The organism is Belnapia arida, from assembly GCF_016773205.1.
Taxonomy (GTDB): domain Bacteria; phylum Pseudomonadota; class Alphaproteobacteria; order Acetobacterales; family Acetobacteraceae; genus Belnapia; species Belnapia arida.
Genome location: NZ_JAETWB010000002.1, coordinates 497123 through 517724, shown reverse-complemented (window position 1 = coordinate 517724; position 20602 = coordinate 497123). Strand labels below are relative to the sequence as shown.

Sequence of the window (20602 nt, the reverse complement as noted above, 5' to 3'; positions counted from 1 at the left end):
CTAGGACCGATCCCACGCCCTGTCACCGGCCCCGCCCATGACTGCCCCCGGCCTGCTCATCGCCGCCCCCCGCTCCGGCGCCGGCAAGACCACGGTGACGCTCGCCCTGCTCGCCGCGCTGCGCGCCCGCGGCCTCGCCATCCGCGCCGCGAAGGCCGGGCCTGACTACATCGACACGGCCTTCCACGCCGCCGCCACCGGCCGCCCTGGCCTCAACCTCGACAGCTGGGCCATGCCGCCCCCGCTGCTCGCCGCGCTCGCTGCCGAAGCCGCCACCGGCGCCGACCTGCTCCTGGTCGAAGGCGCCATGGGTCTGTTCGACGGCATCGCCGGCGCGCCCGGCCGCACCGGCGCCGCCTCCGACCTCTGCGCCCGCCTCGGTCTCCCCGTGCTGCTGGTGCTCGACGTCACCGGCCAAGCCCAATCCGCCGCCGCCCTGCTCCGCGGCTTCGCCTTCCACGACCCTGCCACCCGCATCGCCGGCGTCGTGCTGAACCGCACCGGCAGCGACCGCCACCGCCGCATGGTGGAAGCCGCGATCGCCCCCCTCGGCATCCCCGTCCTCGGCGCCATCCCGCGCGCCGCGCCGCCCGCCCTGCCCGAGCGCCATCTCGGCCTCGTCCAGGCCGAGGAACACCCCGCCCTCGCCGAAACCCTCACGGCCCTGGCGGCGCTGGCCGAACGCCACCTCGACCTCGACGCCATCCAGGCCCTCGCCCGCCCCATCCCCCCCGCCGAGGCCCCGCTGCGCGTCGCCCCACCCGGCCAGCGCATCGCCCTCGCCCGCGACGCCGCCTTCTCCTTCCTCTACGCCCACATCCTTGCCGCCTGGCGCGCCTCGGGCGCCGAGCTGCACCCCTTCTCCCCCCTCGCCGACGAGCCCCCGCCCGACCATTGCGACGCCTGCTGGCTCCCCGGCGGCTACCCCGAGCTGCACGCCCCCCGCCTCGCCGCCGCGAACCGCTTCCTCGCCGGCCTCCGTCATTTCGCGGCAACCCGCCCGGTGCATGGCGAATGCGGCGGCTACATGGTGCTCGGCCAGGGCATCGAGGATGCCGAGGGCGCCCGCCACGCCATGGCCGGCCTGCTCGGCCATGCCACCAGCTTCGCCCGCCGCCGCCTGCATCTCGGCTACCGCGAGGCCCGCCTCCTCGCCGACGGCAGCCTCTGGCGCGGCCATGAATTCCACTACGCCACCGTCCTCGACCCCACCGCCGACCCACCCTTCGCCGAGCTCCGCAACGCCGAGGGCGAACCACTCGGCCCCGCCGGCGGCCGGCGCGGCCGGGTGAGCGGCAGCTTCTTCCACCTCATCGCCCCGGCGGAGCCCCCCGCATGATCACCGACGCCGCGCGCCAGCGCCTCGACGCACTCGCCAAGCCCCAGGGCAGCCTCGGCCGCCTGGAACGCCTCGCCATCCGCCTCGCCGAGACCCAAGGGACCCTGGCCCCCGAGACCCGCCCCCGCCGCCTCGTCGTCTTCGCCGGCGACCACGGCGTGGTGGCCGAAGGCGTCGGCCTCTGGCCCGCTGAGGTGACGGCCGCGATGATGCGGCTGATGCTCGACGGCCGCTCCACCTGCGCCGCCCTCGCCCGTGCCTCCGGCACCGAATTCCTGCTGATCGACGCCGGCTCCAAGGCCCCCTGCTTCCCGCCCGCACCCGGCTACCGCGACTGGCGCATCGCCCACGGCACCGCCAACCTCGCCCGCAAACCCGCCATGACCGTCGCCGATTTCGACGCCGCCTGGTCCGTCGGCACCCGCGCCGCCGAGGAAGCCGCGGCCGACGGCATTCGCGTCCTGGCGATCGGCGAGATGGGCATCGGCAACACCACCGCCGCCGCCTGCCTCGCCGCCCTGCTGACCAACGCCGAGCCCGCGACGATGGTCGGCCCCGGCGCCGGCGCCACGCCGGAAAGCCTCGCCCGCAAGCGCGCCGCCGTCGCCACCGCCCTCACTCGCGCCCGCGCCGAGCCGGACCCGCGCCACGCCATCGCCGGCCTCTGCGGCTATGAGATCGCCGCCATGGCCGGCTGCATCGCCGCCGCCGCCCGCCTCGGCCTGACGATGGTACTGGATGGCTTCATCACCGGCGCCGCCGCCCTCGTCGCCCGCGCGCTGGAGCCCGATGCGCTCCGCACCGCCATCGCCGCCCACCGTGGCGAGGAGCCGGGCCACGCCCCAGTGCTCGCCGCTCTCGGCCTCGAACCCTTCCTCGACTGGCAGCTCCGCCTCGGCGAGGGCAGCGGAGCCCTCCTGCTGCTCCCCTTGCTCGACGCCGCCGCCGCCGTGCTGCGCGACGTGGCGACGCTCGCCGAGGTCACCGGCGGATGACCTCCGGCTGGCCCCGCGCCGCCGCCACCGCCCTGCAATTCCTGACGCGCCTGCCCGTCCCCGGCGGCGCCAGCGCCGACCCCGCGCGCTTCGAGGCCGATCTGCCCCGCGCCCTCGCCCTCTTTCCTCTGACCGGCGCCCTGATCGGCACCCTCACTGCCGCCACCCTCTGGCTCGCGTCACAGCTCTGGCCCCTGCCGCTCGCCGTGCTGCTCGCCCTCGCCCTGGAAGCCCGCCTCACCGGCGCCCTGCATGAGGATGCCGTCGCCGATCTCTGCGACGGCTTCGGCGGCGGCCGCACGCCGGAGGACGTGCTCCGCATCATGAAAGACAGCCGCATCGGCGCCTTCGGCCTGCTCGGCCTCGCCTTCGCCATCGCCTTGCGCGCCGCCGGCCTGATCGCCCTCCCCGACGCCGCCACCGCCGCCGTCGCCCTCGTCGTCTCCGGCTGGCTCGGCCGCCTGCTGATGCTGGCCGCGATGCTCGCCATCCCGCCCATGCCCGGCCGCCCCGGCCTCGGCGGCAGCGTCGCCTCGCACGCGACGCCGCGCGCCCTCGCCCTCGCCCTGCTGCTCAGCCTGCCCGCGCCCCTGCTCGGCCTCTGGTGGGATGCCCTGGCGATGCTCCTCGCCCTGCTCGGCTCGGCCCTCTTTCTCGCCTGGTTCCGCCGCCTGGTTCTGCGGCATCTCGGCGGCAGCACCGGCGACTGCTTCGGCTTCGCCGGCTATGCCGGGCTGGTGCTGACCACCCTCGCCTTCACCGCCCACCGCTGAGCCGATGCGCCTGCTCCTCCTCCGCCACACCAGGGTCGCGGGCGCCTGGCGTCCGCGCTGCTACGGCCAGAGCGAGGCCCCGCTCGGCGCCGAGGGACGCGCCGCCGCCCACCGCCTCGCCGCCCGCATCCCCGCCGCGGATGCGCTGCACGCCTCCCCCTCCCGCCGCGCTGCCCTGCTCGCCGGCCTCGTCGCCCGCCGCCACGCCCTCTCCATCCACTGGGACCGCCGCCTGATGGAGCGCGATTTCGGCCATTGGGAAGGCCAGCCCTGGGACGCCATCTGGCAGGCCGAGGGCAGCGCCATGGACGGCATGATCGACGCGCCCGGCCGCTTCCGCCCCGGCGGCGGCGAGACGACGAACGAACTCGCCGCCCGTGCCCTCGCCTGGCTCGCCGGCCTTCCACAGGGCGCCTCAATTATCGCCGTCTCGCATGGCGGCCCCATCGCCGCCCTCGCCGGCCGCCTGCTCGCCCTCCCGGTGCGCGACTGGTTCGCCTGGCTGCCCCCCGAAGGCAGCGGCCTCCTCATCGAGCGCCGCCCCGCCGGCCCGGTCCGCGTCACCCGCTGGCCAGCAGACCCAGCTCCCGCGCCTTGATCTGCAAGGCCAGCACCTTCGAGAAGATGCGGCACTGCGCCAGCCCACCGGCATGGAACCACAGCCCCGGCTGCCCGGTCGGCCGCCACATGCCGTGCAACTCGCCCTCCTCGTCGAAGCCCCAGACGCGTCCGATCCGCGCCCCCACCGCCTCGCCGAGGATGCGCCGCGCCGATTCCGCCTGCCCCTCATACCCCGTCGCCAGCACGATGAGGTCGGCCGGCTTCACGCTGCCATCGCGCAGCACCGCGCCCTCGGGCCCGAAGCGCTCGATATCGTCGAACTGCATCAGCCCGACGCGCCCCTCCACAATCATCTGCGAGCAGCCGGCATCGAAGTAATACCCGCCGCCGCGGCTCTGATACATGATCTGCCAGCCGCTCTCCCCCTCGCCCCATTGCAGGCGGAAGCCGCGCCGCTCCAGCCCCTCCAGCATCTCCCGGTCGGCCTCACGGTTGCGCTCCGTCATCAGCTGGTGCGCTCGCTTGTAGACGGGGAAGGGAAAGGAGGTCGCCAGCAGGTCGCGGTCCTCGAAGGAGATGTCCTCGTCGTAGAGCGCATAGGGCGCCTGCGCCTCCTTCAGGCTGACGACGAGGGTCGGCCGCCGCTGCACGAGCGTCACCTCCGCCGCGCCCGAGACAGCGAGGTCCTGCGCCACGTCATGCCCCGAGGTCCCGGTGCCCAGCACCAGCGCCCGCTTGCCCCGCCAGTCGAGCCCGCTGCCATGCCGCCCGGAATGCGTCACCGTGCCGCGGAAGTCGCGCAGCCCCGGCAGGTCCGGCATCTTGGGCGTCGTGCTCGTGCCGTTGGCGAAGACGATGTGCCGCGGCCGCATCCGCCGCTCCGTCCCGTCCGCCTTGCGCAGCAGGACGTCCCAGCACTGCGCCACCTCGTCCCAGTTGCCTGAGACCAGCTCCGTCCCGGTCCAGACGTTGAGCTCCATCGCCTCGGCGTAGATCTCGAACCAGTTGGCCAGCATGTCCTTCGGGATGAAGACCGGCCAGCTCTTCGGGAAGGGCATGTAGGGCAGGTGATTGACCCGCGTCTCGTTGTGCAGCGTCAGCGCGTGGTAGCGCCGCCGCCAGCTGTCGCCGATGCGCCCCTCCCGCTCCACCACCAGCGTATCGACGCCGAGCAGCGTCAGCCGCGCCGCGACGGAAAGCCCGGCCTGCGCCGCCCCCACCACCAGCACCGCCGGGTCGCGGTCGGCATAGGCCCGCGCGCGATTGCGCCGGTCGAGCCAGTTCTCCCCGCCGAAATTCCGCCGCCAGTCGACATCCTGCCAGCGCTTGCCGTCGGCCGGGTCCTCATGCCCGCGGATTTCGTCGAGCGCCGTCATCAGCGTCCAGGCCCGCGGCCCGCCCGCCTCCTGCACCAGCCGGACGACGCCGTTGCACGGCCCCACCACCGTCTCGAAGCTGAAGATCACCTCGATGGCCTCGGTGCCCGCCCGCCGCACCACCCGCGGCGGCGTCCGCCCCTCGGCCAGCCTCACGTTACGCGGCGCCATCCGCGCGAGGCAGGGCTGCAGCCGCTCGGCAATCGCCTCCGCCCCGGAGACGGTATGCAGCTCCCAGGTGAAGGCGAGCAGGTCCCGCCAATGGCATTCGGCGGCGAAGAGCGCCGCGATCCGCCCCCCCTCGCGCGCCTCCAGCGCGGCGGCAAACTCGTCGAGCCAGGTTGCGGCCGTCGCCTCGGCCGACCGGCCGGTCAGGGTGCCATCCATGGGCTGCGCTCCTCCAGCCGGCCTTCGTCCCGAGCCGGCATCGCTTTCCAGGCGATGCTAGACCGGAGACAAGCCTGGCTGAAAGCCGCGATCAGCCAGCGCGCTGCGCCTCGCCCGCCGGGGCCTGGTGCCGCACCCGGTTCCTTGCCATCCGCTCATGCAGCTCGCGGATGGCGGTGGAGCCGGTCTTCTCGAAGGCAAAGGGCACCAGCGCATGGGCGAAGCAGGCGAGCGAGGCCGTCAGCATCCGCCAGCCGAAGCTGCCCGCCGTCGCCATGTGCTCGAGATAGGTCTCGTTGACCGAAGCCGGGTGTTGGGTGAAGGACCAGCGGGCCATGGCAGCCTCCTCTCGGAACCGGGAGATCATCCCCCGCAAGGCCCGGAACCAGGTTGCAAATCCACCCTCCCCGATGGATGGTTCTGCAATCCTATTCCAATGTTCACGGATACCGAGGCATGGCATTCCAGCTCGACCGGATCGACCGCAGCATCCTTGCAGCCTTGCAGGATGACGCCACCCTCCCCGTCGCCGAGATCGCCGAGCGCGCCGGCCTCTCCCCCTCGCCCTGCTGGCGCCGCATCCGCCGGCTCGAAGAGGAAGGGATCATCCGCCGCCGCGTCGCCCTGCTCGATGCCGAGAAGCTCCGCGTCGGCGTCACCGTCTTCGTCAGCATCCGCACCAGCCAGCACAACGCCACCTGGGCGGAGCGATTTTGCCGCCTGGTCTCGGCGATCCCCGAGGTGGTGGAATTCCACCGCATGAGCGGCACGGTGGACTACCTGCTGCGCGTCGTCGTCCCCGACATCGCCGCCTATGATGCCATCTACAAGCAGCTCATCGGGATCGGTGATCTGCTCGACGTCAGCTCCGGCTTCTCCATGGAGCGGATCAAGTACACCACCGCCCTGCCGACGCAGTACGCGCCGTAGCGGCGGTTACCAGAGCGCGTAGACGCCGGCCGCCGGCCCCGCCACGGCATTCCAGCTTTCGGCGCAGGTGGCGCCGCAACGCCGCGCCCAGCCCGGCAGCACGGCGGCACCGAAGAGCGGGCGGATCGCCGCCGGGTCCTCCCGCACCGCCACCAGCCGGCCCCGCTCGCCCTGCCGGCAGCGCGCATCGCCGGTGTTGCAGGCCTCGCCCTGATCGCGCTCCTCCTCCGCCGCGTTCCACATCGCCGCCTCCAGCTCCGCGACGCCCTGCTGCACCTGCTCCCGCAGCCCGGCCGGCAGCGCCTGCCAGCCCGGCTGATGCGCGGTGAGGAAGGACATCGCCCAGCCGAGCGGCAGGGAGGAGACATGGGTGGTGACGCGGTGCAGCCCGACCGCCTGGCCTGGCAACCCGCCGGTGATGGCGCAATCCACCAAGCCCTCGCGCACCGCCCCGACCATGCGGTCGAATGCCATCACCACCGGCTGCGCCCCGAGCGCCAGCAGCAGGTCGGCCTGGTTGACCGAGGCCGCCCGCACCCGCAGCCCTGCCAGCCCCCGCAGCCCGGTGAAGGGCTTGTTGCAGAAGACGACCTGTGGCGGCCGGATGAACACCGCCAGCAACTCGGCCCCGTACTGCTCGGCGAAGATGGCATGGAAGCGCGGCCGCCAGAGCGCGACCATCCGCCGCAACGCCGCCGTGTCCTCGGCCAGCAAGGGCAGGTCCGCCACCGCCAGCTCCGGCTCGTCGAGGGCGATGGCATTCGCCTCCACCGTGCCGAACAGCACCGCGCCGCTCCGCATCACGTTCAGCATCTGGTCCGGCGATACCCCGGCCTGGGTGGAGGACTGCAACATCGCCACCATCCGCCCGCCGGTCAGGGCAGGCAGCCGGCGCGTCCAGAAAGGCTGCTCGATGCGGTCGAATTGGCTGGTCCCGGCGAAGCCGCCGATCACCCGGACCCGGAGCGGCGAGGCCTGCTCGGTGGCGAAGCCAGGGGCGATGCCCAGCCAGAAGGCCAGGGCCAGCGCCAGGATATGACGGAAGACCGGACTCATGCCGCAACCGCCTTCCTGCTCCAGCGGAGCCGGATCATAAGCCCGGCCCGACCCGGTACGTCTACATAATTGAATCGCTGGGGAAAAATGGCGCGCCCGAAGAGATTCGAACTCCTGACCCCCAGATTCGTAGTCTGGTGCTCTATCCAGCTGAGCTACGGGCGCGCAGCCGCCGAAGCGGCGAGGCAGGCGAAATAGCGGAGGCCGCGCCGTGGCGCAACCCCCTATCCGCCCTTTACAGGGACAGCTTTTCCAACTCCCGCACCACCGCCTCGCCCATGACGCTGGTGCCGACCCGGGCCATGCCGGGCTGCATGATGTCGGCGGTGCGGAGCCCACCGGCCAGCACCTTCTCCACCGCCGCCTCGATCAGCGCCGCATCCTCCTCCATGCCGAAGGACCAGCGCAGCAGCATGGCGAAGGAGAGGATCTGCGCGCAGGGATTGGCAACGCCGCGCCCGGCGATATCCGGTGCCGAGCCGTGGATCGGCTCGTAGAGCGCATAGCGCTTGCCGCTGGTCGGGTCCACGGCGCCGAGGGTCGCCGAGGGCAGCATGCCGAGCGAGCCGGTCAGCGCCGCCGCCAGGTCGCTCAGCACGTCGCCGAAGAGGTTGTCGCCGAGGATGACGTCGAACTGCTTGGGCCGCGAGCAGAGCTGCATCGCGCAGTTGTCGGCATACATGTTCTCAAGCTGCACCTCAGGATACTCGGCCTGGTGCACCTCGCCGACCACGGCCCGCCAAAGCCGGCCGGATTGCATGACATTCGCCTTCTCGACGCTCGTCACCTTGTTGCGGCGCTTCCGCGCCAGGTCGAAGGCGACGCGCGCCACGCGGGCGATCTCGTCCTCGAAGTAGACCTGGGTGTCGAAGCCCCGGCGGCGGCCATCGGGCGCCTTCTCCACGCCGCGCGGCTCGCCGAAATAGACGCCGCCCACCGTCTCCCGCACCACCATGATGTCGACGCCGCGCACCACATCGGCCTTCAGCGAGGAGGCCTCGGCCAGCGGGTCCATCACCAGCGCAGGGCGCAGGTTGGCGAACAGCCCAAGGTCCTTGCGCAGCCTGAGGATGCCGAGCTCCGGCCGCTGGTCGAAGGGCAGGCTGTCCCATTTCGGCCCGCCGACGCTGCCGAACAGCACCGCATCCGCCGCGCGCGCCTTGGCCACCGTCTCGTCCGGGCAGGGCGTGCCGACCGCATCGATCGCGGCGCCGCCGACCAGCCCCTCCTCGATGCGGAAGCTGACGCTTCGCCGCCGCTCCATCCAGTCGATGACGCGGCTGACCTCGCCCATCACTTCGGGGCCTATGCCGTCGCCCGGCAGCACCAGCAGCGTCTTGTTCGCAGCCATCGACCTATCCTTGCCTTACGCGCCGTAGAGCCAGGGCTGCGCCGCCCGCTGCTTCGCCTCGAAGCCGTCGATCGCCGGGGCGTGCTGCATGGTCTGGCCGATATCGTCGAGCCCGTTCAGCAGCAGGTGCCGCCGCAGCGGGTCGATCTGGAAGGGGATCTCCTCGCCGCTCGGCCGCACCACCACCTGCCGCTCCAGGTCGACGGTGATGCGCGCATTGCCGCCCATCTTCGCGTCTTCCATCAGCTGCGCGCAGACCTCGCGCGGCAGCTTCACCGGCAGCACGCCGTTCTTGAAGCTGTTGTTGTGGAAGATGTCGGCGAAGTCGGGGGCGATGACGCAGCGGATGCCGAAGTCGAGCAGCGCCCAGGGCGCATGCTCGCGGGAGGAGCCGCAGCCGAAATTCTCGAAGGCGATGAGGATCTCGGCCTTCCGGTACGGCTCCTGGTTGAGGACGAAATCCGGGTTCTCCGATCCGTCCTCCCTGAAGCGGAAGTTCGCAAACAGGTTCTTGCCGAAGCCCGTGCGGCTGATCGACTTGAGGAACCGCGCCGGGATGATCTGGTCGGTGTCCACATTGGCCTTCGGCATCGGCGCCGCGATGCCGGTGAGCGTCGTGAAGGCTTCCATCAGTGGGCGTCCTTCGGCTGGTAATCCCGCACATCGGCCAGATGCCCGGCGATCGCGCTGGCCGCCGCCGTCGCCGGCGAGACGAGGTGCGTCCGCCCGCCCGGCCCCTGCCGCCCCTCGAAATTCCGGTTCGAGGTGGAGGCCGAGCGCTGCCCCGGCGTCAGCTTGTCCGGGTTCATGCCGAGGCACATCGAGCACCCCGCCTCGCGCCACTCGAAGCCGGCTTCCTGGAGGATGCGGTCGAGCCCCTCCGCCTCGGCCTGCTTCTTGACGAGGCCGGAGCCCGGCACCACCAGCGCCCGCACCCCTTCGGCCACCTTGCGGCCCCGCGCGATGCTGGCGGCGACGCGGATGTCCTCGATCCGGCTGTTGGTGCAGGAGCCGATGAAGACGACGTCCAGCGGCAGGTCCTGGAGCCGCTGCCCCGGCGTCAGCCCCATGTATTGCATCTTGCGGCGGAACTGCTCGCGCCGCGCCTCGTCCTCCACCGCCTCCGGGTCGGGCACGGCGGCGGTGATCGGCAGCACGTCCTCGGGGCTCGTCCCCCAGGTCACCTGCGGCGCGATCTCATGCGCGGCGAGCGTCACGATGCGGTCGAAATGCGCCCCCGCATCGGTCGGCAGCGTCCTCCACCACTCGATCGCCCGATCCAGCGCCTCGCCCTTCGGCCCGTTCGGCGTGCGGGCGATGTAGTCGAAGGTGGTCTGGTCCGGCGCCACCATGCCGGCCCGCGCCCCGCCCTCGATCGACATGTTGCAGAGCGTCATCCGCCCCGCCATGTCGAGCCCGCGGATCGCGTCGCCCGCATACTCGATCACATGGCCGGTGCCGCCGGCGGTGCCGATCTTGCCGATGATGGCGAGCGTCACGTCCTTCGCCGAGCAGCCGACGGCGAGGTTGCCCTCGACCGCTACCCGCATGTTCTTCGCCGGCTTCTGCAGCAGCGTCTGCGTCGCCAGCACATGCTCCACCTCGGAGGTGCCGATGCCGAAGGCCAGCGCGCCCATGGCGCCATGCGTCGAGGTGTGGCTGTCGCCGCAGACGATGGTCATGCCCGGCAGCGAGCGGCCGAGCTCCGGCCCGATCACATGCACGATGCCCTGCCGCGCATCGAGCAGCGGGATGAAGGGCACGCCGAACTCGGCGACGTTCTTCTCCAGCGTCTCGACCTGCAGCCGGCTCTCGGGATCGACGATCCCGGTATAGCGGCTGGCATCGGTGGCGATGTTGTGGTCGATGACGGCGAGCGTTGCATCGGGCCGGCGCACCTTGCGGCCGGCGGCGCGAAGCCCGTCGAAAGCCTGGGGCGTCGTCACCTCATGGGTGAGGTGGAGGTCGATGTAGAGAAGCGCGGTGCCGTCGGGCAGGGTCTCGACGACATGAGCGTCCCAGATTTTATCGAACAGCGTGCGCGGTTTCTGCGCTGACATGACGTTCCCCAAACTCTCTGATGGGCGCCCCGGGCCGGTTGGGCCCGGGGACGCCGCTGGTTCAGCCTTGCGCCTCGGCCGTCGGACGGACCTCGCGCTTCTCGATGATGCGGGCGGCCTTGCCGGTCCGGCCACGGAGGTAATAGAGCTTCGCCCGCCGCACCTTGCCGCGGCGAACCACCACGATCTCCGTCACGGAGGGAGAGTAGAGCGGGAAGACGCGCTCCACGCCCTCGCCATAGGACAGCTTGCGGACGGTGAAATTGCTGTTCAGGCCGCGGTTGCTGCGGGCGATGACCACGCCTTCATAGGCCTGGGAGCGCACGCGCTCGCCCTCGACCACCCGCACCATGACGCGCACGGTGTCGCCCGGGCCGAATTCCGGCACTCCGCGAAGGCCGGAGAGGCGGGCAAGCTGGTCCGCCTCGAATTGCTGAAGCAGGTTCATGATGGGTTGTCCTTTACATTCGATAACTAGGCGGCGCTGGCCTGGCCGTCCAGCGCGATAGGGTTGTCGGAGCCATGCCGGGCCCACAGGTCAGGGCGGCGGGTCCGTGTCAGCATCTCGGCCTGCTCCCGCCGCCAGCGCGCCACCTCGGCATGGTTGCCGGAGAGCAGCACGGGCGGCACAGCCAGGCCGTTCCAATTCGTTGGCCGCGTGTAGTGCGGGTACTCCAGCAGGCCGGAGGAGAAGCTCTCCTCCTCCCCGCTTACGGCCGCGCCCATCACCCCGGGCAGCAGCCGCACGCAGGCATCGAGCAGGACGAGCGCCGCCGGCTCCCCACCGGAGAGCACGTAGTCGCCGATCGAGACCTCCAGCATCCCCCGCGCCTCGATGACGCGCTGGTCGATGCCCTCGAACCGCCCGCAGAGCAGGACGACCCCCGGCCCCTCGGCGAAGCCGCGGACCATCGCCTGATCCAGCGGCACCCCCCGCGGGGTGAGGGCAACCAACGGCCGCCCCGGCCCGGAGGCCAAGGTCGCCGCACAGGCCGCATCCACCACATCCGGCCGCAGCACCATCCCCGCCCCGCCGCCGCAGGGCGTGTCGTCCACGCTGCGGTGCCGGTCCGTGGCGAAGCCGCGGATGTCGATGGCATCCAAGGCCCACCGCCCCTCGCGCAGCGCGCGGCCCGCCAGGGAATGCCCCAACGGCCCGGGAAACATTTCGGGGAACAGGGTGAGGACGGAAGCCTGCCAAGGGGAGGATGTTGTCACGCAGCATCCTCCGCACCCGGCGGCACCACGACCTCATCCGGCAGCACGACGACGACGCGCCCGCCCGCCAAGTCGATCACCGGCACCACCGCCCGGGTGAAGGGCACCATCCGCTCCGGCGGCCCCTCCAGCACCAGGAAGGCCCCCGCGCCGTGGTCCTCCACCGCGCGGACGGCACCGAGGCTCTCCCCCGCCTCCGTCTCGGCCCGGAGGCCGATCAGGTCGGCGAGGTAGTATTCCTCCTCCTCCGGCGGCGGCAGCCGGTCGCGTTCGGCATAAAGCAGGGTCCCGGTCAGCCGCGCGGCGGCATCCCGGTCGGCGACGCCCTCGACCCGTGCCAGCCCCTCGGCCAGCAGCGTGATGCCGAAGCGCCGCATCCCCGCCTCATCCGTCAACGGCCCATAGCCGGCAATCGCGGTGGGGTCGGCGGTGAAGCTGCGCAGCTTCACCAGGCCGCGCACACCGTGCGGCCTGCCGATCTCGCCCACCAGGATGCGCTTGCCGGCCACCGCTCAGCCCCCTTGGCTCAGCCCGCCGCCGCGGCGGCGCGCTCCTGCGCCTTCTTCTTCGGCGCGGACTGCTTCGGCTGCTCGCTGAACACCGGCATCGGGGCCAGGTCGGCCTTGCCGAGGAACTTCGCCACGCGGTCGGTGGCCACCGCCCCTTCGCCCAGCCAATGCTTGATCCGCTCATCCTCGAGGCGGATGCGGTCGGCATGGTCGGAGGGCAGCATCGGGTTGTAGCTGCCGACCTTCTCGATGAAGCGGCCGTCGCGCGGGCTGCGGCTGTCGGCCACCACGATGTGGTAGTAGGGGCGCTTCTTGGCGCCGGCGCGGGCAAGGCGAATCTTGAGACCCATGGTCCTGGTTCTACTCCGTACTGGGTTCTAGAAAGGCTTCCGGCCACCGGGGAGGTTCATCCCCTTGGGGAGCAGGGCGCCGAGGCCACCCCGCATCAGCCCCTTCTGGCCGAGCTTGTTCATCCGCTTCATCATCGCGGACATCTCGTCGAACTGCTTGAGGAGGCGGTTGACCTCCTGCACCGAGGCGCCGCTGCCGGCGGCGATCCGCCGCTTGCGCGAGGCCTTGATGATGTCGGGCGCCCGCCGTTCCTTCGGCGTCATGCTGCCGATGATGGCGGCCTGCCGCTTGAGGATGGTCTGGTCGAGATTGGCGCCCTCGATTTGCTGCTTCATCTTGCCGACGCCAGGCAGCATGCCGAGGATGCCGGAGAGCGAGCCCATCTTGCCGATCTGCTTCAGCTGATTGGCGTAGTCTTCCAGGTTGAACTGGCCCTTTTGCATCCGGGCCGCCATCTTCTCGGCTTCCGCCTGGTCGATGGTCTCCGCCGCCCGCTCGACGAGCGAGACGATGTCGCCCATGCCGAGGATGCGCCCGGCGATGCGGTCCGGGTGGAAATCCTCAAGCGCGTCGAGCTTCTCGCCCGCGCCCAGCAGCTTGATCGGCGCACCCGTCACCGCCCGCATCGACAGCGCCGCGCCGCCGCGCGCATCGCCGTCGATCCGCGTCATGACGATGCCGCTGACGCCCACCTTCTCCTGGAAGGCTCGCGCCGTGTTGACGGCATCCTGGCCGGTCATCGCATCGACGACGAGCAGCGTCTCGTGCGGCCGCGTCGCCGCCTTGACCTGCGCCACCTCGTCCATCAACGCCTCGTCGATGGCGAGCCGCCCCGCGGTATCGAGCACCACCACGTCGAACAGCTCGCGCCGCCCGAGATCCATGGCGCGCGCCGCGATCTGCAACGGCGTCTCTCCCGCCACGATCGGCAGGGATACGACGCCTACCTGCTTCGCCAGCGTCTCCAGCTGCAGCTGCGCCGCCGGCCGGTGCACGTCGAGCGAGGCGAGCAGCACCTTCTTCTTCTCGCGGTTCTTCAGCCGCAGCGCGATCTTGCCCGAGGTCGTGGTCTTGCCCGAGCCCTGAAGCCCGACCATCAGGATCGGCACCGGCGACGGCGCATTGAGGTCGAGCCCCCGCGCCCCGTTATCCCCCTCGCCGCCGCCCAACGCCTCGACCAGCGCGTCGTTGACGATCTTGATGACCTGCTGGGCCGGCGAGACGCTCCGCAGCACCTCGACGCCGACCGCCCGCTCGCGGACCCTGGTGACGAGGTCCTTCACCACCGGCAAGGCGACATCCGCCTCCAGCAACGCCACGCGCACCTCACGCAGCGCCTCGTTCACGTCGGCCTCGGTCAGCGCGCCGCGGCGGCGCAGCCGGTCGAAGACCCCGTTCAGCTTGCCGGACAATGCCTCGAACATGGTCACCCTTTACATCCGGCCCGCCCAAAACAGAACGCGCCGCTGCGCGAGCCTTCGCGGAGCGGCGGAGCCCCCTGCGTGGCAGGGGACCGTCTGGTTCGGGGCGACCCGAGGGCAGGAGCCGTAAGGCCTCACACCCCCATAGTCAAGCCTCGGGGCAAGCCTCGGGTTACTTCGGTGCCAGCACCATAATCATCTGGCGGTTCTCCAGCCGGGGCATCTGCTCGACCTTGATGGTCTCGCCAAGCTCGATCCGGATCCGCTCCAATACCTTGATGCCGAGGTCCTGGTGCGCCATCTCGCGGCCGCGGAAGCGGAGCGTGACCTTCACCTTGTCGCCCTCGCCGATGAAGCTCTTCATCTGGCGCATCTTGACCTCGTAGTCATGGTCATCAATGTTCGGGCGGACCTTGACTTCCTTGATCTCGACGACTTTCTGCCGCTTGCGGGCTTCGTTCGCCTTCTTCTGCTGCTCGTATTTGAACTTGCCGTAGTCGGTGATCTTGCACACCGGCGGCACGGCATTGGGGCTGATCTCGAGCAGATCGAGCCCCGCGTCATAGGCCCGCAGCAGCGCATCGCGCGCGGACATGACGCCGATCATCTCGCCTTCCTGGTCGATGAGCCGCACCTGGGGGACGCGAATATCCTCGTTGACGCGCGGGCCGTCGCGCGTCGGCGGCTGATTCGAAACGGGGCCTCTGGCTATGGTCGTCTCCTGTCGTAGTAAAAGGGGTAGAGCGTTACTTTATGGGGCTTGCCTCACGCCGCTGCAACCATCGGCGCGGCCTCTGCACGATCCGGCGGCAATGCCTCGGCGCTCAGCAGGCGAACCGCCTCCTCCAGCGGCACCGCCTGCTGTTCACGGCCTGGGAGGCGGCGCAGCACCAGCGTCCGCTCCTCCGCCTCGCGCCGGCCGACCACGGCCAGCACCGGCACCCGCTGCTCGATGTGGTCGACAACCTTGCGGTTGATCTTCTCGTTCCGCAGATCAAGGTCAACGCGCAGTCCGGCCTTGGCCAAAGCGGCTGCCGCCTCCCGCGCATAGTCGTCGGCATCGGAGACGATGGTCGTCACCACCACCTGCACCGGCGCCAGCCAGAGCGGGAACCGCCCGGCATGCTGCTCGATCAGGATGCCGATGAACCGCTCGAAGGACCCAAGGATAGCGCGGTGCAGCATCACCGGGCGCTTCCGCGACCCGTCCTCCGCCACATACTCGGCCCCAAGCCGTTCCGGCAGGACGAAATCCACCTGGAGCGTGCCGCACTGCCAGTCCCGCCCGATCGCATCGCGCAGGACGAATTCCAGCTTCGGCCCGTAGAAGGCCCCCTCGCCCGGATTGAGCGTGTACTCGACGCCCGCCGTCCGGCAGGCCTCGCGCAGCGCCCCCTCCGCCTGGTCCCACACCGCGTCCGTCCCCGCACGCATCGCCGGCCGGTCGCTGAACTTCACCCGGAATTCCTCGAAGCCGAGGTCCCGGTAGATGGAGGAGAGCAGCGCCACGAACTCCACCGTCTCCGCCGCGATCTGCTCCTCGGTGCAGAAGATGTGCGCGTCGTCCTGGGTGAAGGCGCGCACCCGCATGATTCCATGCAGCGCCCCTGACGGCTCATACCGGTGGCAGGCGCCGAACTCCGCCATGCGCAGCGGCAACTCCCGGTAGCTGCGAAGCCCCTGGTTGAAGATCTGCACATGGCAGGGGCAGTTCATCGGCTTCAGGGCGAGGACACGGTCCTTCTCCGACTCATCCTCGACGCGCGCGATGAACATCGCCTCGCGGAATTTCTCCCAATGCCCCGAGGCCTCCCAGAGCTTCCGGTCGAGCAGCTGCGGCGTCCGCACCTCCTGGTAGGCCGTCGCATCCAGCCGGCGCCGCATGTAGTCCTCGAGCGTCCGGTAGAGCTTCCACCCCTTGGGGTGCCAGAAGATGCTCCCCGTCGCCTCCTCCTGAAGGTGGAAGAGGTGCATCTCGCGGCCGATCTTGCGGTGGTCGCGCTTCTCCGCCTCCTCCAGCTGGTGGAGATAGGCGTCCAGCTCCTTCTGGTCGCGCCAGGCCGTACCGTAGATGCGGCTCAGCATGGCGTTGCGGTGGTCGCCCCGCCAATAGGCCCCGGCCACCTTCATCAGCTTGAAGGCGGTGCCGACATCCCCCGTGCCCCGCATATGCGGCCCGCGGCAGAGGTCGATCCAGTCGCCCTGGGAGTAGAGGCTGATCTCCTCCGTCTCCGGCAGGTCGCGGATGAGCTGCGCCTTGTACTTCTCGCCGCGGGCCTCGAAGAAGGCGATCGCCTCATCCCGCGGCATGACGGAGCGCACGAAGGCCGCGTTGCGCGCCACGATCTCGCGCATCTTCGCCTCGATCGCGCCGAAATCCTCCGGCGTGAAGGGCTCGTTGCGGGCGAAGTCGTAGTAGAAGCCGTTCTCGATGGAGGGCCCGATCGTCACCTGCGTGCCCGGGTAGAGCGCCTGCACGGCCTCGGCCAGCACATGCGCCGCGTCGTGCCGGATCATCTCCAGCGCCTCCGGGTCGCGCCGCGTGATGAAGCGCAGGCTCGCATCATGCTCGATCGGCATCGCCAGGTCGCGCGTCACGCCATCGACCTGCATGGCCAGCGCCGCCTTGGCGAGACCCGGCCCGATCGCCGCCGCCACGGTAGTCCCCGTCACCGGCCCATCGAAGGCGCGGACGGAACCGTCGGGCAGGGTGATCGCAGGCATGGCTCTGGCTAGTCCTTCAGGAAAGGGGCCGGACCATGGGCGGCAGGCCCCACCCGCGTCAAGCGCCGAGCTTGTCCGCTACCGCACGCCTCCCATTTATTGCGGCCATGCCTAACGAACAGGAAACGCCAGTGACGGAACCGCGCCGGGCGGCGCTCTACCTCGATTTCGACAATGTCTTCGCCGGCCTCGCCGCCATCGACGAATGGGCCGCCTGGAATTTCGCCTCCCACCCCACCCGCTGGCTCGCCTGGCTCGCCGAGAGCGCCCCAGGCGGCCCCCGCCGCCTGCTGGTCCGCCGCTGCTACCTGAACCCGGCTGGCTGGACCGAGCCGGAGCCGAATGGCGAGCTGGCCGGCTGGCTCGGCCAGCCCCGCCTCTATTACAGCCGCTTCCGCGCCGATTTCGTCCGCGCCGGCTTCACCGTAGTGGACTGCCCCCGCCTCGCCCGGCTGAAGAACGCCGCCGACATCGTCATGGCGCTCGACATCCACGAGGCGCTCGGCCACCCGACGCGCTTCGAGGAGATGCTGATCCTCTCCGGCGACAGCGACTTCACCCCGCTGCTGCACCGGCTGCGCGAGCACGACCGCCGCATCATGGTGATCGCCCCGGACAGCGCCGCCGCCGCCCTCCGCGCCGCCGCCGACCAGGTGATCCCCTTGGGCGATTTCGCCGAGATCACCATCCCCGCCGAGACCGAGCCGCCTGTCCCCTCCGGCGACCCCAATAGCGACCCCAGTAGCGACCCCACTGGCGACCCGGTGGAGCCCGCCGCCCAGCGCGCCGCCATCCTCGCCACCCTGCGCCGCCTGGTCGCGGCCGCCGAGGTGCCGCTCCACCTGCCGGCGCTCGGCAAGCGCATCCATCTGGAGCTTGGCGGCTGGGTCCGCCGCAGCCGCTTCGGCGGCGCCGGCACGCTCGCCCGGCTGATCGAGGGCGCCGAGGACCTGGTGCTGGAATCCGGCCCCGGCGGCGGCTGGCTCTACGACCCGCGCCGCCACGCCCTGCCCTCGCTCCAGCAGCCCGACCTCGTCCCCCTGCCCGACGCCCCGCGCGCGCCCGAGGAGCCCTAGCCCGGAACCCTGGCTCCCGGGGGCGTTGAACGAGGCACTACCGGCAGAGGCGCGCCGCGCGACGCGCCGAGGAACCCCCCATGCCCGTCCAGATCCCCTTCGATACGAGCTACGCCCGGCTTCCCGAGCGCTTCTTCGTCCGCATGGCGCCCCAGCCGGTCAGCGCCCCACGACTGGTGAAGCTGAACCTGCCGCTCTGCGCGGATCTCGGCCTCGATCCGGCGGCGCTGGCCAGCCCCGAGGGCGTCGAGATCCTCGCCGGCAACCGCGTCGCGGAGGGCGCCGCCTTCATCGCCGAAGCCTATGCCGGCCACCAGTTCGGCCATTTCAACCCGCAGCTCGGCGATGGCCGGGCCATCCTGCTCGGCGAGGTGGTCGGCCGCGACGGCCAGCGCCGCGACCTGCAATTGAAGGGCTCGGGCCGCACACCCTTCTCCCGCGGCGGCGACGGCCGCGCCGCCATCGGCCCGGTGCTGCGCGAATACATCATCAGCGAGGCGATGTTCGCCCTCGGCATCCCGACCACCCGGTCGCTCGCCGCGGTGCTGACCGGCGACCAGGTCTTCCGCGAGACGGCGCTGCCCGGTGCGGTGCTGACCCGCGTCGCCGCCAGCCATATCCGCGTCGGCACCTTCCAGTTCTTCGCCGCCCGCAGCGATGCGGACGCCATCCGCCTCCTCGCCGACCACGTCATCGCCCGCCACTACCCGGAAGCCGCCGCCGCCGAGGCGCCCTACCGCGCCCTGCTCAAGGGCGTCATCGCCCGCCAGGCGCGGCTCGTCGCGCAATGGATGCTGGTCGGCTTCATCCACGGCGTGATGAACACCGACAACACCACCGTCTCCGGCGAGACGATCGACTACGGCCCCTGCGCCTTCATGGATCACTACGACCCTTCGACCGTCTTCAGCTCCATCGACCATGCCGGCCGCTATGCCTACGGCAACCAGCCGCGCATCCTGCAGTGGAACCTGGCCCGCCTGGCCGAAGCCCTCCTCCCTCTCCTCGCCGATGACGAGCAGAAGGCCGTCGAGCTGGCCCAGGAGTCGCTCACCGGCTTCGTCACGCAGTTCCAGGCCGCCTGGCTCGATGGGATGCGCCGCAAGCTCGGCCTCGCCACGGCGCGCGAGGAGGATGCCGCCCTCATCGCCGCCCTGCTTGGCGCGATGCAGGAGGCCGGCGCCGACTTCACCCAGACCTTCCGCCTGCTTTGCGAGGCCGCCGCCGACCCCGCCGCCGATGCCGACCTCGCGGCCCTCTTCGCCACCACCGGCGGCTACGCCCCCTGGGCCGCGCAATGGCGCGCCCGGCTCGCCTCGGAAGACCTCGCCCCCACCGCTCGTGCCGCCGCCATGCGCGCCGTCAACCCGGCCTTCATCCCGCGCAACCATATGGTTGAGGCCGCCCTCGCCGCCGCCACCGAGCGCGAGGATTTCGGCCCCTTCGACGAGTTGCTGTCCGTCCTCGCCCGTCCCTTCGAGGACCAGCCCCACCACGCCCGCTACGCCGCCCCGCCCGAGCCGGAGCAGCGGGTGCTGCAGACCTTCTGCGGCACCTGAGCCCCACTCCGGCGCGGCTATGCCTCAGATGAGATGGTAATCCGGCTGCACCGGGTGATCCGGCAGGATCTCGTAGGACGGCACGGGGTCAACCAGCAGCCCAGACTCGTTTCCCGGCTCCGGCAGGATGTGATGTGCCTCGGTGGGCAGCATCACCTCATCCGGACCGCTTCCTGAATCCTTGAAGCTGAAGCTGTCCGCCCCTGTCAGCACCGTGTGGCTGGGCGCCTCGGGCTCAACCGACGTCGCCTCCCCCTGGTTCCCCACGGAACCAGTCTTGTCCGCCTGATCCACGCCCGGCGCCGCGGCCGGCTTGCTTGGGGCCTCCTGCATCGCGCCCGGCGACCTTGGGGTATCAGCGGGCCCGCCACGATCGGCCGCCGGCATGCTGGACGGCGTTGCTGGCCCGACCACCGGCACCTCGTCCAGCACGGCCTCGACCGGGCCCTTCGGCGTCCCATGCTCCACCACCGGCGGCGCGGCAACGACCGGGCCATCCGCCGGCATCACGGGATCGATTACCCCAGGCGCCTCGGGCTTCACCACCGGCCCGACCACCGGCACCTCGTCCAGCACGGCCTCGACCGGGCCCTTCGGCGTCCCATGCTCCACCACCGGCGGCGCGCCGACGACCAGGCCATCGGCCGGCACCACAGGATCGGCAACCCCCAGCACTTCGGGCTTCACCACCGGCCCGACCACCGGCACCTCGTCCAGCACGGCCTCGACCGGGCCCTTCGGCGTCCCATGCTCCACCACCGGCGGCGCGGCAACGACCGGGCCATCCGCCGGCATCACGGGATCGATTACCCCAGGCACCTCGGGCTTCACCACCGGCGCGACCACCGGCACCTCGTCCAGCACGGCCTCGACCGGGCCCTTCGGCGTCCCATGCTCCACCACCGGCGGCGCGGCA

General features: G+C 71.2%; 20 protein-coding genes, 1 tRNA gene and 1 pseudogene. 7 read left to right on the top strand and 15 right to left on the bottom strand.

Annotated features, from left to right (window positions below; translation table 11 throughout):
* The first annotated feature begins 37 nt into the window (after positions 1–37).
* The 4 genes from JMJ56_RS09505 to JMJ56_RS09490 are packed head-to-tail and all read left to right on the top strand — an operon-like array spanning position 38 to position 3705.
* A complete protein-coding gene (locus JMJ56_RS09505) occupies positions 38–1339 on the top strand; it encodes a cobyrinate a,c-diamide synthase (RefSeq protein ID WP_202831371.1) in 1302 nt (433 codons plus the stop codon).
* Positions 1336–2334 carry a nicotinate-nucleotide--dimethylbenzimidazole phosphoribosyltransferase gene (gene cobT, locus JMJ56_RS09500; RefSeq protein WP_202831370.1) on the top strand — a complete coding sequence of 333 codons (999 nt, stop codon included), beginning with the start codon at positions 1336–1338 and terminating at the stop codon, positions 2332–2334. The genes JMJ56_RS09505 and cobT overlap by 4 nt, the downstream gene beginning before the upstream one ends.
* A complete protein-coding gene (locus JMJ56_RS09495) occupies positions 2331–3107 on the top strand; it encodes an adenosylcobinamide-GDP ribazoletransferase (RefSeq protein WP_202831369.1) in 777 nt (258 codons plus the stop codon). The genes cobT and JMJ56_RS09495 overlap by 4 nt, the downstream gene beginning before the upstream one ends.
* A 4-nt stretch (positions 3108–3111) precedes the next feature.
* Positions 3112–3705 (top strand): histidine phosphatase family protein, encoded by a 594-nt coding sequence (locus JMJ56_RS09490; protein ID WP_202831368.1) that lies wholly within the window; start codon positions 3112–3114, stop codon positions 3703–3705.
* Here JMJ56_RS09490 and JMJ56_RS09485 read toward each other — a convergent pair.
* Positions 3668–5431 (bottom strand): flavin-containing monooxygenase, encoded by a 1764-nt coding sequence (locus JMJ56_RS09485; RefSeq protein ID WP_202831367.1) that lies wholly within the window; start codon positions 5429–5431, stop codon positions 3668–3670. The two genes, JMJ56_RS09490 and JMJ56_RS09485, sit on opposite strands and share 38 nt — an antisense overlap.
* 91 nt (positions 5432–5522) lie before the next feature.
* A complete protein-coding gene (locus JMJ56_RS09480; RefSeq protein WP_202831366.1) occupies positions 5523–5768 on the bottom strand; it encodes a DUF6356 family protein in 246 nt (81 codons plus the stop codon).
* A 119-nt stretch (positions 5769–5887) separates the two neighbouring features.
* Between JMJ56_RS09480 and JMJ56_RS09475 the strand changes: the two genes are divergently transcribed.
* Positions 5888–6361, top strand: a complete 474-nt coding sequence (locus JMJ56_RS09475) for an Lrp/AsnC family transcriptional regulator (RefSeq protein ID WP_202831365.1) — start codon at positions 5888–5890, stop codon at positions 6359–6361.
* Positions 6362–6367: 6 nt separating this feature from the next.
* Here JMJ56_RS09475 and dctP read toward each other — a convergent pair whose 3' ends face one another.
* The 12 genes from dctP to thrS all read right to left on the bottom strand — a co-directional run bounded on the left by dctP (position 6368) and on the right by thrS (position 17051).
* Complete coding sequence (dctP, locus tag JMJ56_RS09470) at positions 6368–7417, bottom strand: TRAP transporter substrate-binding protein DctP (RefSeq protein ID WP_202831364.1); 1050 nt, start codon at positions 7415–7417, stop codon at positions 6368–6370.
* Between the two features lie 88 nt (positions 7418–7505).
* Positions 7506–7582 (bottom strand) — tRNA-Arg (locus JMJ56_RS09465).
* A 70-nt stretch (positions 7583–7652) separates the two neighbouring features.
* On the bottom strand, positions 7653–8768 hold the full coding sequence (gene leuB, locus JMJ56_RS09460) for a 3-isopropylmalate dehydrogenase (protein ID WP_202831363.1): 1116 nt from the start codon (positions 8766–8768) through the stop codon (positions 7653–7655).
* A 15-nt stretch (positions 8769–8783) separates the two neighbouring features.
* Positions 8784–9398 carry a 3-isopropylmalate dehydratase small subunit gene (leuD, locus tag JMJ56_RS09455; protein WP_202831362.1) on the bottom strand — a complete coding sequence of 205 codons (615 nt, stop codon included), beginning with the start codon at positions 9396–9398 and terminating at the stop codon, positions 8784–8786.
* Positions 9398–10828, bottom strand: coding sequence for a 3-isopropylmalate dehydratase large subunit (gene leuC, locus JMJ56_RS09450; protein ID WP_202831361.1), 1431 nt, complete (start codon positions 10826–10828; stop codon positions 9398–9400). Before leuC ends, leuD begins: the two co-directional genes overlap by 1 nt.
* A gap of 61 nt (positions 10829–10889) precedes the next feature.
* Positions 10890–11276: a 50S ribosomal protein L19 gene (rplS, locus tag JMJ56_RS09445; protein WP_202831360.1), complete on the bottom strand. Its 387-nt coding sequence runs from the start codon at positions 11274–11276 to the stop codon at positions 10890–10892.
* Positions 11277–11302: 26 nt separating this feature from the next.
* Positions 11303–11995, bottom strand: a complete 693-nt coding sequence (trmD, locus tag JMJ56_RS09440) for a tRNA (guanosine(37)-N1)-methyltransferase TrmD (protein WP_202831428.1) — start codon at positions 11993–11995, stop codon at positions 11303–11305.
* A 47-nt stretch (positions 11996–12042) separates the two neighbouring features.
* Entirely contained in the window at positions 12043–12555 is a 513-nt protein-coding gene (rimM, locus tag JMJ56_RS09435) for a ribosome maturation factor RimM (protein WP_202831359.1), read from the bottom strand.
* A gap of 17 nt (positions 12556–12572) precedes the next feature.
* The gene (gene rpsP, locus JMJ56_RS09430) at positions 12573–12905 is read right to left on the bottom strand and encodes a 30S ribosomal protein S16 (protein ID WP_202831358.1); all 333 of its coding nucleotides are present in this window, start codon (positions 12903–12905) and stop codon (positions 12573–12575) included.
* 27 nt (positions 12906–12932) lie between these two features.
* A complete protein-coding gene (gene ffh / locus JMJ56_RS09425) occupies positions 12933–14330 on the bottom strand; it encodes a signal recognition particle protein (protein ID WP_202831427.1) in 1398 nt (465 codons plus the stop codon).
* A gap of 169 nt (positions 14331–14499) precedes the next feature.
* On the bottom strand, positions 14500–15039 hold the full coding sequence (gene infC / locus JMJ56_RS09420; RefSeq protein WP_202831426.1) for a translation initiation factor IF-3: 540 nt from the start codon (positions 15037–15039) through the stop codon (positions 14500–14502).
* 53 nt (positions 15040–15092) lie between these two features.
* Complete coding sequence (gene thrS, locus JMJ56_RS09415) at positions 15093–17051, bottom strand: threonine--tRNA ligase (RefSeq protein ID WP_202831357.1); 1959 nt, start codon at positions 17049–17051, stop codon at positions 15093–15095.
* 131 nt (positions 17052–17182) lie between these two features.
* Here thrS and JMJ56_RS09410 point away from each other — a divergent pair, with 131 nt between their 5' ends.
* A complete protein-coding gene (locus JMJ56_RS09410) occupies positions 17183–18127 on the top strand; it encodes an NYN domain-containing protein (protein ID WP_202831356.1) in 945 nt (314 codons plus the stop codon).
* An 80-nt stretch (positions 18128–18207) separates the two neighbouring features.
* Positions 18208–19686: a protein adenylyltransferase SelO gene (locus JMJ56_RS09405; protein ID WP_202831355.1), complete on the top strand. Its 1479-nt coding sequence runs from the start codon at positions 18208–18210 to the stop codon at positions 19684–19686.
* Between the two features lie 24 nt (positions 19687–19710).
* Here the strand turns inward: JMJ56_RS09405 and JMJ56_RS09400 are convergent.
* Positions 19711–20602: pseudogene (locus JMJ56_RS09400) on the bottom strand (hypothetical protein); the annotation flags it as partial.